Raw genomic sequence first — 13,369 nt, 5'->3', positions numbered from 1 at the left:
CTGATGTATACAATTGTGTTTATTTATCTGTGTTTGTTTAGGATAACTGAATGAGTCGTTTAGGATCACTTAATGAGTCGTTTAGGATCACAAAAAACCTGTGTTACAGATAACTAGTTTGAAATTCGTAAATCTACAGTAAATCTAATGATGAGCTCTCCATGCTTGATCTGGCAAAACTGGCAGGACAAATTCCTGGTATTAGTAAGCACCTGAGACTAGAGGCGGTGGCGTCTCGCCAACGCTTAGAACGGGCTGAACAATTACTGGCAAAGGCTAAAACACAACAAGAGAGTTTGCTCAAGTCTCATCAAGAATGGCGCGATCGCATGATCTTCACGGCGGCAACACCTGCCGAACCTCTAGATACTTGTGTTGATATCAGTATTCCCCCTGAAAGCCATAGTGTTTTCGCCACCGATGGGTCTCAAATTGCCCCGTCTCACCACGAAATCCTCTACTGTTATGTGATTAATGTGGGTCGGGTAATGTTGCACTATGGACAAAGTCTGTATCCTCTGTTGGATAGTATGCCCGAAGTGTTCTACCGACCGGAAGACTTATATATTTCTCGTCAGTGGGGGATTCGCACGCAGGAGTGGATGGGGCATCGGCGCACGATTTCCGAGGTATCGATGTTAGCAGAAATGGCTTGCCGTTGGGTGAAACCACCAGCTCCCCACAGGGATACCCCCAATCTAGCGATAGTAGATGGTTCCCTAATTTACTGGTTTCTTGATGGGATGCCAGGGGAAGCACGCGATCGCATATTGCCTCCGATTCTAACAGCTTGGGAGCAGTTGCGTTCTGTTAATGTACCCCTGATCGGCTACCTGAGTGCTTCTCGTAGTGTGGAAATGGTTAATTTCCTCAGATTACCAGCTTGTCCCTATGAAACACCAAAATGTATCACCCAATGTGGTAATCTAACCGACAAGTTGCCCTGTCAGGTGATTGACCCCCTCCGGGATACCACTCTCTGGGCAAGTTTATTGAAACCAGGACAGCGTAGCCCTCTATTTCAGAGTTCCGCACGGATTCTGGATTTATACGACCATCATCGGATCTATTTCTGTTATGTCCATGTTGGCACAGAAATTGCTCGTATCGAGATGCCAGAATGGGTAGCCCAAAATTCGGCATTGCTCAATCAAGCCTTGAGTTTAATGCTGGGGCAGGTCTATAAAGGATATGGTTATCCCATTGCTGTGTCTGAAGCTCATAATCAGGCGGTGATAAAGGCCGGTGACCGGAATCGCTTCTTTGCTTTGCTTGAACAACAAATGATTCGGGCAGGTGTCAAGAATGTGGGAATATCTTATAAGGAAGCTCGTAAACGGGGTAGTATTAGTTGAATGAAGAATGAAGAATGAAGAATTTAGAATGAAGAATGAAGAATGAAGAATGAAGAATGGTGAATGGTGAATGGTGAATGAAGAATGAAGAATGGTGAATGAAGAATGGTGAATGAAGAATGGTGAATTGATAATTTATAATGGACCATGAAGAATGGTGAAGGCAGAATGGTGAAGGCAGAAGGCAGAATGGTGAATTCTACATTCTTAATTCTTAATTCTACATTCTTAATTCTACATTCTTAATTCTAAAAGTTTGATTTTTAGCTTACCCAAGTAAAAACAGTGTCATGGCAAATGTATTAAGAATTCTGTTTAAGCAAGATAGCTATCTCAAGCAAGAGCCGATTCAATCGTCGCAATTGCCTGATAATAAACGTCAGATGGTACCAGCAGGTACTCTATTAGTACTTCGCTATTATGGTCAGGAATCTGGCAATCACATTAAACTGGGTTTAAAAGATATTGCTTTTAAGGGTTTCAGTGGTGATTGGTATGCCTTTGAAGACCATGTTGCAATTATGATGGAGAGTCTGCAACCGGTAGAAACTGTTAGTAATGTAGTGTCTAAACAAAACGATCAGACTGCTTTAAACATTCCTATTTATCAGAATACCTTAGTCAATCAACCCGTTTTACTTAACCTTTTCTTTAATCAAGATACGGTAATTAAGCGAGCTCCTATTCAATCTAGTATGTTGAATGAAGCATCAAAGCAGGAAATTCCAGCAGGCACTGAATTGGTGATTGTGACAGATCAACCTAATGCTGATAATACGGTTAAGTTTACTGTGGAGGAGAATCACGTAAAATTTACCCTGAAAGATCTGGAATTCAAAGGCTTTAGTGAAGATTGGTATGCCTTTGCTGGACATGTTGGTATTCAAGGGATGGGCTGATGTCAGCGGTCAGCGGTCAGCGGTCAGCGGTCAGCGGTCAGCTTTGTGGAACAGGCTTCTAGTTTGTGGAACAGGCTTCTAGCCTGTGACTATTAAACCCATGCTTACCTCTTTTATTCACAAGCTGACCGCTGATTGCTGATAGCTGTTCGCTTAGCCTGCGCGTAGCGCATATGCTTAAATTACTATTAAAAATCAGAATCATTAGTCAGCGTCTCAATCAACAAATCCATCTGTTGCTGTCGCTTAGCCAGAAAATCCTCACATTGATGGAGATATTCGACAGCAGCGGAGAACTGATCAAACACCTCTGCTAGTTCTAGTTCTCCCGTTTCTATTTTCCTAATAATGGTTTCAACTTTAGCCACCGTCGCTTCATAGTTCCAGGTTTCTCCAGAAGCTATTTTACTTAAGTTTGAATCAGTTAGGTTTGAATCAGATTGAGTTTCCATAGATAGTAATTGTCAATGGGTTGAGGTACACAATTTTTTGATTTTAGGGAATAGGGAATAGGGAATAGGGAACAGGGAACAGGCAATAGGCAATAGGCAATAGGCAATAGGCAATAGGCAATAGGCAATAGTTAATAAAGTATAGCGCTACTCCCGACTCCCGATTCCCTACTCCCTACTCCCTACTCCCTACTCCCTTCCTATAGTGAAAATCCACAAAGCTTATCCCTTTGAGCATCACGGTTATGGTGCCAATAATCGTACAACCAACTACAACCGCGCCGTAGCAAATAATCCACATCCAAATTCCACAAAATCACGGTTTTGTCTTTACTAGCAGAAGCAATTAACTTACTATCGGGACTAAAACTAACTCCAAACACCGAATCGTTGTGTCCCTTAAAGGTATTAATTAAATGTCCATCCCGACTCCAAAGATTAACCGTTGTATCACCACTAGCAGATGCGATTAAGGTTCCATCAGGACTAAAACTAACCCAATTCACGGCACCATTATGGCCTTTCAAGGTATTGAGCAACTTGCCATCACGATTCCAGAGTTTTACCGTGCCATCACTACTAGCAGAAGCAATCATCTCGCCATCTGGACTAAAACTGACCCAATTGACAGCATCATTATGCTCTTTCAACGTATTGAGCAACTTGCCCTCACGATTCCAGAGTTTTACCGTGCCATCATTACTAGCAGAGGCAATCTGCTTGCCGTCTGGGCTAAAACTGACTCCCCAAACTTTATCCTGGTGCCCCTCTAAGGTCTTGACTAAGGTGCCATCTAAAAGCCAAAGTTTAACGGTTTCGTCAGCACTAGCAGAAGCAATTAATTCACCATCGGGACTAAAACTAACTCCCCAAACCTGATCCTGGTGTCCTTCTAGAGTGTCAAGCAAGGAGCCATCTAAATTCCAGAGTTTCACCGTTTTATCTTCACTAGCGCTAGCCATGATCGTGCTATCAGGGCTGAAACTAATTGCAGTCAACCCTTGACCATGAGCCAAGAAGGCTTTTCTGCTACGATCTTGAAGCCTCAACAGTTGAATGGTATTGTCTGCACTAGCAGTAGCAATTATTTCACCATTGGGGCTGAAACTTACACTCCTGACAGCTTGATTATGGCGGATCCGTGCCAGTATCCCCCCGTCACTGGCCCAGAGTCTAATAGTTTTGTCTACACTAGCAGATGCAATGGTCTTGTTGTCGGGACTGAAAGTGACATCTACCACCATTTCGCTATGTCCAGCCAAGGTTTCGATTAATTCCCCATCACTGTTCCAGAGTTTGATAGTGTGATCAGCACTAGCAGTGGCTAGCCTCTGACCATCGGAGCTAAAACTGACATCCAGAACCCAATTACGATGACCTTCGAGGGTATCGATTAATGTCCCATTAGTTTGCCAGAGTTTAACAGTGTTGTCTGTACTGGTAGATGCAATAGTGTTGCCATCAGGACTAAAACGGACACTCACCACTGGTTGTGTATGAGCTTGCCAGGTTTTCAGCAGTGTTCCGTCCCTGCGCCAAAGTTTGATAGTTTTGTCTTTACTAGCAGAAGCAATTAACTGACCATTGGGAGAAATACTAACTCCCAACACCGAATCACTGTGACCGGTTAGAGTCTGGAGTAAAACACCATCTTTACGCCATAGTTTGACGGTTTTATCCTCACTAGCCGATGCGATCATCTGGCGATCGCGGCTAAACCTAACACAATGGACTGTTTCGGTATGCCCATCTGGCCCATCTAAGGTCATTATCAGGGATCCATCCTTACGCCACAGCTTCACAGTTTTGTCTTCACTACCACTAGCGAGGATCTGACCATCTTGACTAAAACTGACACTGTGGATTCCAGCCCGATGACCTCGCAACGTTTTGAGCAAGGTACCGTTTTTGCGCCAAAGTTTGATAGTCTTGTCTCGACTCCCAGAGGCAATCAGCTTACCATCTGGGCTAAAACTGACACTACTGACCCAATCTCGATGTCCCTTTAAACGGTTACGTTCTCTGACCCCATAAACTGCCTGTTGTAGAGCAGTGACTACCCGTGTCTGGGTTTCTGGATTAACCCCAAGGGATTGCTGCAATTCCTGGGCGGCTTCTAAACTGAGGATGAGGGCATCTAAGGTTCTGTTGGCATCAACTAGAGCTTTTGAGGAGTAGCTCAGGTCACTCAAATGGTTGTTGGTTTTACTGATAGCGTAGCGAACCCCAAGTATACCGGTAATCACCATCAGACTGAACAGTGCCATTCCTGCCCAACGTGCTTCTCGCAATCGTTGTCTGAGAATTCGATTCAGCTTTTCTTCGGTTTTCCTTTGTTTTTTGGTTATTTTGGCCAGTTGGTTTTGGAGTTCTTGTTCTTTAACCAGTTGCTCAATTTTATCCTGGCTCTGTTTGTCTTTCTGGCGCAGATTTTCTAATTCTGCTTGCAGTTTCGATTGCTTTTTCTGGCGGATAACGTCTACCAGGTAATCGTGAACCAGTTGATAGCGGCTGATCGGAACTTCTGGTAATAGAAATACCAATCCTGATTTCTCAAAAATTTCTAAAATTAAATCTAACGTATGGTCTTCTAAGCATGACTCTATGGCTAGCTCGGAGCGATTTTTAAGGGGACGATTTTTATTGTCATCAGTCAGTAATGATAACACTAGCCAAGCACCTGTTTCATTCTCAGGACCGCAATCTTTAATAACTTTTTCTAAAAACCGCTCCACCAGTTTAGCTTTGGGACCATGGTGCTGATACTGAGCTAAGGTAGTAATATTTTCTGCTTGGATTTGAGCCCCTACTACTTGCAACTCAATGGGACGAACTTCTCCAAGTTCAGCTCCTAATTCTCTGACTAATTCATCAATTAAAGCTGGCTCTAAATAAAAATTAGCCCGATGGGTTAAGCTTTGAATAACAGAATAAGCATCTTCTAAGGGAAAATTGACTAATGGATAACGAATTTTTTTATCTAAGATATTACTTTCTATAACTTCCCAAGTATAATGTTCTAATTCTAGTAAGTTATGCAAAGCGTTATCTCGGATAGAAAAAATTAGTTTTAAATAGGGTAATTGAAGACAACTAACTAAAAAATCATAAAATAGTTTTCGTTGGGATTGATGGGAATAAACGGAGAAAAAATCTTCAAACTGATCAAAAATTAAAACCGTTAACCAGTTATTGTCGGCGTTGTGTTGTAATTGCTCCACCACAGAGGAAATTAGGCCGTTACCATTAGAATTTAGAAATTTTTCCCTGATTAAGGGTTCGTCATTTCCATTTCCTGATACCTGATCAGCCAAGTGTTTATGCAGTTCCCCCGCCCAATCGGTGTAAACTTGTACGACAATCGGTAACCCAATGCGATCGCCAAGGGGTCTATTTTTGAGTGCTGGCACTAATCCAGCATGGACAATGGAACTTTTTCCAACCCCTGACTGACCATGAATCACTGTCAGTTTGTGATCAGCACGGGTAATCCGTTCCATTAAGCGGTTTACATCTCGCTGACGTCCAGAAGCTGCCATTTCTTGGGGAATAAGGTCTTGTGGCTGTACGCCATGCCAGCTGGGATTATTAGCTCCTCGTGGTGGCTGTAGACGACTAGCACCAATGAAGGCACGGAAGCCATACAGCTGCTCCACTGCCCGTTGTTCTTGTTTAATCCGAAATGCTTCTAAGTATTGCCCTTGTTCAAAGTAAAGGCTACGTAATCGTTCCAACAGGTGCAGGTAACGCTGAGGCTCATAGCGATAATTGCTGGATTCTATGGCATCTGCCAGTTTCTGACTCGCTTTTTCCAGCTGCTTGTCGGCTTGGGCTAGATTTCCCTGCTTTCCTTGGGATTTTACCAGAAATAACCGATAGAGCTGGGCTAATAGCAATGGATGCAAGCCTTGGTCATGGGGCTGATCATCAGCAGCAACAACCAAAATTAATAGAGCTTTCTCCGCTAATTGACCAGCATCGTCCCATCGGGATTGCTCAAGGGCTACTTCTGCCAGAAAGCCGTAATCTTGGGCTAGTTGCACCTGAGTCCCATAGGTTTCATGAAGCGACAGAGCCTGTTGAGAGGTGCTTTGTAAGAATGACCACGCTTGTAGATGCTGCAGCAGTTCAGCTAGCTTACTAATAAAAATAGCCACCAGATCGTGACGCCCCGCTTGGGTGAAAATTCCCATACATCGATGCAGATACGGCCAAGCTTCTTCCCAATAGCGCTGTTTATGAGCTTGATTTTGGTCAGCCTGGCGACAGTAACACAAACCGAGATAAAACAATAATAACCCCTGCCGTTCTAAGTTATCGGTTTGCTGCCAAACTCTTAAGCTTTTACGAAATCGCTTCTTGGCTAGATTTATGCGATCGCTTATATAGTCATCTAGACCCAAAACAAAGTCTAGACTAGCGTCTAATTCCTTGTCCAAGGTAATGCCACGACTATGTAAATCTTTTAGGGCAAAATCCAGTTCAAATCGACGTTGGTTTTGGAGTGCTGAGTTCCTGGAATAGGTAATACAAATATCGGGGTTGGTTGGTTGGAGGTTGGGAGGTTGGAGGTTGGGAGGTTGTTGGGAGGTTGAATGTTGGGAGGTTGAATGTTGAAGGTTGGAATGTTGAAGGTTGGAATGTTGAAGGTTGGAATGTTGAAGGTTGGGAGGTTGAAGGTTGGGAGGTTGAGAGCGTAGCGTGGCCTTTTGGCCAAGGTTGGTTGGTTGCTTGGAGGTTGGTTGGAGGTTGGTTGGTTGTTCGCCTTTGGCGTTTCCGCCCAGTAGGTTGGGATTTGGGATTTGTGGCGTGGTTGGGGGGGAAGGCTCTCCAGAGTTCAATAGACAGGCAAATACGATTTGAGCCTTTTGTCCGAGAAAATTGACTAACTCTGTGGTGGTCAGTTCAAACTTGAGGGGAGTTGCTGCCCAACTGGCAAAATCTGGTGCCAAGCGCATCAGTTTTTGCAATACCTGGTCATTAACCCACAATATTAGAGGAAAGGTTAGGCGTTTACGAAACTCATCCCGGACTTGATTAGTAGAGGTAAGTAATTCCTCAAGGGCAACCACTGACTCTAAACCAACAATCAGTAATGCGGAATGAGGGGGTGAGGAGGTAGGAGGGTCAGGGGATGAAGAGTCAATGGGGGTAGAACTCTGCCTGTTCCCGCATCTGTCTATCCCCTTGTCCTGTCCACGCCCCAATTCCCTGTGTTCGTAGTTTTGGATGGTGGTATAAAGGGTGGTAGCCGATGGCGGTATGATAAACTCTGTAATCTGGTATTGGGGCTGACACAGTGCTTTGAGGCGTTGCAGCATCTGTTGTTGCAAACCCTGGTAGTTACATCGCACGATCACAAGGGAAAATTCCCCTTGTGAAAATGCGATCGCTCTAGAGAGAGCCTTTAATGTACTATCGTTGTATTGGGCAGCGTCTGCTGGTGATTTTGTTTCAACCATGACTTAAACTGCGGTGCCTCTTCTAATGCTGGATTTATACCAAACCAATTTCCATCGCGATCGCGGTATTCAAAGACAAACATACTGCGCAATAGGGTTTGGTATTCCGTATCACCCCTGACTTTTTGCTGTTGCACCACCTGGAAAAGTAATTCCCACTCCTCATCAGTAATTGATGAGATCAGATAATCCCGACGTTCGAGAATCACATTTTCTAAACACTCACTGGGAATCGGTGGGTTTTCTTGCCTAAGACAATCAAACAACAATCCTAGCAAGTTGCGCACATGACCACCACTAATTTGGCACAGGCGGTTTAAAGTTTCTATATTATCAAATACCTCCGGGAGCAAAGCAAATCGTTCCTCAGGAGTTTGATTGGGGAAAGCTCTAACCAGTACCATTTCTCGTAGCAAAGCCATGCCATCGGGAAACTCCTGACCTGTGCGCAGTTTAACTGGCACCATCGGTAAGATTTTAGGAGTAAGTCCACCACCTAAGCGATTCTTCAGGGTTTCGCACTCATTGGAGAAAGTTAACGCCAAGGGAATTGTGTAAACAATATGGCAATTGAGTCGGCGTAACTGTTCACCCCGGTCAATGAATAAATATTCTGGTTGCGATCGCCCAGAGGGTAAGGGGCGAATATCCACCCGATCCAGATTATCCACAATCACCACTAGTCCCGCTTTGCCCTTTTTCTTCAGGGTAGTGGTAGCAGGTTTTAGTAGTTCTTCATTAATCGAGTCTAAGATTCCACTAGTGCGAGGTTCGAGGTATTCCCGCAATCGACGCCGCAGTTTAGGACTTTCCTTAGTTTTAGCCGTTATTTTGCCAATGCCTACCGACAATTCTGCTTCAGCACCCAATTCAATTGGTGTCCGCAAAAAATCGGTAATTTCTGTAAAAAGATTGACAAAATAGCCTGGTTTTATATTAATTTTAATTTTCTCCAGACTTTCACTGACTTGACCAGCTATACTCAGCAAAATATCGCTTAGATCAACATCAGCCATGTCTAAATCTTGAGACGACTCAAAATAAACGACATGAAATTTCTGTTGCTCTAACTCAGCTTTTAGTCTAAGTAATTCTGTGGATTTACCACAGCCAATATGCCCTGTAAACAGCTGACAAGTCGGCTCATCTGGAGAAATTAGGGTGATGGTTCGCTTGAGGGACTCAATAATTTTATTTCCTCTGACTGGGGAAAAATCAATATAGTATTTTATCTCATTGACATCTCCCATGCTCAGGGGCTTGCTGGGATTACAAGCTTTGTAGAATCTTGGCAGATCTAATACCATGATAGCGTAATTTTCCTTCCTGATTTAGTCGCAGGACAATGCTAATTACCACGTTTTTGTAGCACCTAACTTACCTTTTAAAAAAGGGTTTTGCTAACCAATAAAGATGCCCCCCTAAATTCTGTACATATGTCTAGCCATTCACACTTTTGTTCTTGATCTTTTGCTTCATCCCGGCTGGCCAAGGATAAAGACGGTGGGTTTTGACTATCGAGTTTACCCTGAAAATTTGTCCATGTTGGTTTATTATGGCTAACTTTACCATAATTTAGTATTTGGGTATCCGTGAGACTCTGACCTAAGTTCAGTAGCATCGGCAAGGTTAGACTAACACTTAATAATTGGCTGATCATCTCATATCTCTCCTATGGTTTCCATCGAACCAATGGTGTAAAGCAATGATTAACTCTTCTACAGCTGTGGGTTGTAATCAGGAAGTTGCAAGGGATGAATAATGAATGTAACTGATGTAAGCTGTAAGGCATATATTTCTATGACGGGTGATTTCTCAAAAGTGATTCCTGAACTGATGCTCTAGGATCGAAAGCAGAAGTATCCTAAGCAGGAGGTGCCGTTTTGACCGAATTCTGGCCTGAGTCTGACTCTGTTAACTCTCTAGATCTTGACCAGGATTTAGATGGCGCAATTTCAGGTTTTGAGCAAATCCAGGCAGAACTGAACTACAAACAGGCACAAGACTCGCTCAAGGATCTGGTAGCTAACCTTGACCTATCCCGTAGAGAAAAAGCTGGTTTAGATGCTCAAATCCAAGACTTGGGCAATCTGCTTGAGAAGCTGGAAAATACCTGTATCCAAATTGCTGCCTTTGGCATGGTGGGACGGGGGAAATCCTCTGTACTCAATGCCTTAGTGGGTCAACCTGTATTTGAAACTGGTGCCCTACATGGGGTGACCCAGAATGCTCAAACTGCTAATTGGCAGCCCCATAATCAAAGCCCTAGTCAAACCTCTAGTCAAGAAACCCATAAAGAAACCCATAAAGAAACCCATAGCCAACAGGATATTCTACAGGTTGCCCTACCCAGTATTGGTAATTCCCAAATTCAGCTAATCGATACCCCAGGGATTGATGAAGTAGATGGGGAAACTCGGGAAGCCTTAGCCCTAGAGGTGGCTAAACAGGCAGATTTACTGTTGTTTATTATTGCTGGTGATATGACTAAGGTAGAGTACCAAGCTCTATCTCAGTTAAGAGCTAGTGGTAAACCGATGTTACTGGTGTTCAACAAGATTGACCAATATCCTGATGCTGATCGCATGGCAATTTACAGCAAAATTCGGGATGAACGGGTCAAGGAGTTGCTTTCACCAGCAGAAATTGTGATGGTTGCTGCTTCACCTTTGGTATCTGTAGCAGTGCGATCGCCTAATGGCAGCATTCAGGTCAAGCGCCGCCGAGGGAAACCCCAGATTGACGATTTGAAACTAAAAATTCTGGAAATTTTACATCGGGAAGGTAAATCCCTTGTTGCTCTTAACACCATGCTTTACGCCGATGAGTTGAATGAAAACTTGGTCAACCGAAAAATGAAGATTCGGGATGATAGTGCTAATCAAATTATCTGGAAAGCAGTAATAACTAAAGCATTTGTCATTGCTCTCAATCCAGTTACTGTTGTGGATATCCTCACCGCTACTGTAGTTGATGTGGTAATGATTCTTACTTTATCCCGTCTCTATGGTATTCCTATGACTGAGCAGGGAGCTATTCAATTATTACAAAAAATTGCTATGAGTATGGGAGGTATTGGTGCTAGTGAACTCTTGGCTAACTTGGGATTGAGTAGCTTAAAAAGTATTTTGGGGATTTCTGCCCCTGTAACTGGTGGGGTTTCCCTAGCGCCATATATGTCAGTTGCCATCACCCAAGCTAGTGTTGCTGGAGTTTCTGGCTATGGTATTGGACAAATTACCAAAACCTATTTAGCCAATGGCGCATCCTGGGGAGAAGATGGACCAAAAGCCGTTGTTAGACGAATTCTCTCCTCTCTAGACGAAACCTCAATTCTCCATCGCATTAAAGGAGAATTGAGGGCAAGATTATCAAAAGTTGAAGGTTGAAGGTTGTCTGTCAGAATGCAGAATGTAGAATTAAGAATTAAGAATTCTACATTCTACATTCTTAATTCTTAATTCAAAAAGGGCGAACAACCTTGGCCAATAGGCCACGCTACGGGAATAACTTCGACTTACTTTTTGAAAGAATCTAGCCATTCTCTAACTTGCTCACCAGCAACATCGCGACCTCCGAGACCGAAGGCTAATGCGATCGCAACCGCGATTGCGCCTAAGAGTAAACCAAAGGCTAAGTTCACAATATCAGGGGCAATGCCCATTTGTTGTAGACCTAGGGCTAAAGAAAAGGCAATAATCGAAATCCTAGCTACTTGTGCCAGGATATTGGATTGGCGAGCGCCGGAGCCAGTAATCAAGTTGAAAGCAAAATTAGCTAGGAACAGACCGATAGCAAGGACTACTAACCCGGACAGCACCCGAGCACCAATGAAACCGACCCCACCAACAATGTCAGTTAAGGCGGGAATCTGTAACACATCCGTTGCTGCCACAATACCAGCGATCATGATACCGATCAGTACAAGCAGTCCCGCTAGCTCAGAAGGGGTGCGACTGGTAAGTGGGTTCTGTGGTGTTTCTGATTCTGCTGTTTCATCAGTTGTTTGATCCGTGGTGCTAGGAGCGCTGGTGGAAAAACCTAGCCAATTAAATAGATTGTTGAAGCCAAGGTCTGTCAGGACGTTGGTGACCAGATCACTAACAAACTGTCCAATTACGTAGAAAACTGCCAGAATACCAGCCGCAGCAAATAGTTTGGGGATGGTATTAGTAACCTGGCTTAACATTGCGATCGAAGGGCCAGAGATGGCCTGGATCTGCAAGGCATTAAGGGCAGCGGTAGCAACGGGAATCAAAATCAGGACATAGACAATCGTACCGATAATCCCTGCTAGGGAGCGACCACCAGAGCTACTCAGTCCAAACCGCTCCCCGAGCTGATTTGTACCTGCTGCTGTCAAGAAACTAGTGACAAGACGTTGTACAAGTTGAGCAATAAACCAACCAATAGCACCAATTGCGATGGCTGCGCCAATATTGGGTACAATCCCCCAAATCTCGCCCAGCATACTTAGTACTGGATCGAGAGTTCCCTGTAAGCCTAGGGTTTCTAATACCGATGGCAGAAACAGTAGGAAGATTAAGTAGTACAGGGCATTGCCAATGGTTTGAGCCAGAGAGAACTGACTAGTGCCAGCATCGCCGACTTGCTCACCCAAGCGCTGATCGATATTCAATGCATTGAGCGTCCTGACTACTATCATCTTGACGATAGTTCCTAGTAACCAGGCAACACCCAAGAGAATCGCCGCACCAAAGACACTGGGCAGGAAGCCAAGGATGGTGTCTAGAAAACTATTCAGGGGTCCGGAAACCGTATCTAGCTTGAGGGTTTCTAGAACCGCCACTACCGTGAAAACGATGATAATCCAGAAAACCGCGCCGGATAACCATTGCTCAATTGGAGGAGGCTGGGTTCCTGACTGGCCGCCAGTAGCCCACTGAGCAATGTTGTTGTCAATATTGGTGCGATTCAGTACTGCTTTGGTAATACCAGCAGCAATCTTAGCCAGGATAAGACCAATGACTAAGATTGCGATCGCTTTAACCACATTCAGTAAGGTGGTTCCCCCATCTGCCAAAATTTGGTTTAATGCGGGAAATGCGGGAGATCCTGTCTGGGCTAAAACCAGGTGTGCCGATGGCTGCACACCCACTCCTACAATTTGGAAGATACCTTCCCAAGTTCCATTCATAGTCTTTGTTCTTACTTAAATTGTCCAATGTCACAGGCAACCC

9 protein-coding genes are annotated in these 13,369 nt (G+C 44.1%); 3 read left to right on the top strand and 6 right to left on the bottom strand.

Annotated features, from left to right (window positions below):
* Positions 1–161 precede the first annotated feature (161 nt).
* Both F6K57_RS19905 and F6K57_RS19900 read left to right on the top strand, forming a co-directional pair.
* The gene (locus F6K57_RS19905) at positions 162–1,355 is read left to right on the top strand and encodes a DNA double-strand break repair nuclease NurA (RefSeq protein WP_293025261.1); all 1,194 of its coding nucleotides are present in this window, start codon (positions 162–164) and stop codon (positions 1,353–1,355) included.
* A gap of 290 nt (positions 1,356–1,645) precedes the next feature.
* Positions 1,646–2,254 (top strand): hypothetical protein, encoded by a 609-nt coding sequence (locus F6K57_RS19900; protein ID WP_293038802.1) that lies wholly within the window; start codon positions 1,646–1,648, stop codon positions 2,252–2,254.
* A 188-nt stretch (positions 2,255–2,442) separates the two neighbouring features.
* Here the strand turns inward: F6K57_RS19900 and xseB are convergent, their stop codons facing one another.
* The 5 genes from xseB to F6K57_RS19875 form a co-directional block, all read right to left on the bottom strand.
* Positions 2,443–2,706 carry an exodeoxyribonuclease VII small subunit gene (gene xseB, locus F6K57_RS19895; RefSeq protein WP_293070142.1) on the bottom strand — a complete coding sequence of 88 codons (264 nt, stop codon included), beginning with the start codon at positions 2,704–2,706 and terminating at the stop codon, positions 2,443–2,445.
* Entirely contained in the window at positions 2,679–2,834 is a 156-nt protein-coding gene (locus F6K57_RS19890; protein WP_293070140.1) for a hypothetical protein, read from the bottom strand. Before F6K57_RS19890 ends, xseB begins: the two co-directional genes overlap by 28 nt.
* Positions 2,835–2,906: 72 nt before the next feature.
* On the bottom strand, positions 2,907–8,168 hold the full coding sequence (locus tag F6K57_RS19885) for a hypothetical protein (protein ID WP_293070138.1): 5,262 nt from the start codon (positions 8,166–8,168) through the stop codon (positions 2,907–2,909).
* Positions 8,114–9,475 (bottom strand): P-loop NTPase fold protein, encoded by a 1,362-nt coding sequence (locus F6K57_RS19880; RefSeq protein ID WP_293070136.1) that lies wholly within the window; start codon positions 9,473–9,475, stop codon positions 8,114–8,116. The genes F6K57_RS19885 and F6K57_RS19880 overlap by 55 nt, the downstream gene beginning before the upstream one ends.
* A 77-nt stretch (positions 9,476–9,552) precedes the next feature.
* Entirely contained in the window at positions 9,553–9,828 is a 276-nt protein-coding gene (locus tag F6K57_RS19875; protein ID WP_293070134.1) for a hypothetical protein, read from the bottom strand.
* A 223-nt stretch (positions 9,829–10,051) separates the two neighbouring features.
* Here F6K57_RS19875 and F6K57_RS19870 point away from each other — a divergent pair, with 223 nt between their 5' ends.
* Entirely contained in the window at positions 10,052–11,557 is a 1,506-nt protein-coding gene (locus F6K57_RS19870) for a GTP-binding protein (protein WP_293070132.1), read from the top strand.
* Positions 11,558–11,685: 128 nt separating this feature from the next.
* On the opposite strand, the gene F6K57_RS19865 is transcribed toward F6K57_RS19870, so the two are convergent.
* The gene (locus F6K57_RS19865) at positions 11,686–13,326 is read right to left on the bottom strand and encodes a mechanosensitive ion channel (RefSeq protein WP_293070130.1); all 1,641 of its coding nucleotides are present in this window, start codon (positions 13,324–13,326) and stop codon (positions 11,686–11,688) included.
* Positions 13,327–13,369 lie beyond the last annotated feature (43 nt).

Source organism: Moorena sp. SIO4A5, from assembly GCF_010672005.1.
In the GTDB taxonomy this organism is placed as follows: Bacteria; Cyanobacteriota; Cyanobacteriia; order Cyanobacteriales; family Coleofasciculaceae; genus Moorena.
Note: the sequence above shows the minus strand (reverse complement) of the source record. Positions and strands in the feature narration are given on the sequence as shown.

Coding starts and splice junctions, on each gene's coding strand:
- F6K57_RS19905 (WP_293025261.1), top strand. CDS start 162: ATGCTTGATCTGGCAAAACTGGCAGGACAAATTCCTGGTATTAGTAAG.
- F6K57_RS19875 (WP_293070134.1), bottom strand. CDS start 9,828: ATGATCAGCCAATTATTAAGTGTTAGTCTAACCTTGCCGATGCTACTG.
- F6K57_RS19880 (WP_293070136.1), bottom strand. CDS start 9,475: ATGGTATTAGATCTGCCAAGATTCTACAAAGCTTGTAATCCCAGCAAG.
- xseB (WP_293070142.1), bottom strand. CDS start 2,706: ATGGAAACTCAATCTGATTCAAACCTAACTGATTCAAACTTAAGTAAA.
- F6K57_RS19900 (WP_293038802.1), top strand. CDS start 1,646: ATGGCAAATGTATTAAGAATTCTGTTTAAGCAAGATAGCTATCTCAAG.
- F6K57_RS19885 (WP_293070138.1), bottom strand. CDS start 8,168: ATGGTTGAAACAAAATCACCAGCAGACGCTGCCCAATACAACGATAGT.
- F6K57_RS19865 (WP_293070130.1), bottom strand. CDS start 13,326: ATGAATGGAACTTGGGAAGGTATCTTCCAAATTGTAGGAGTGGGTGTG.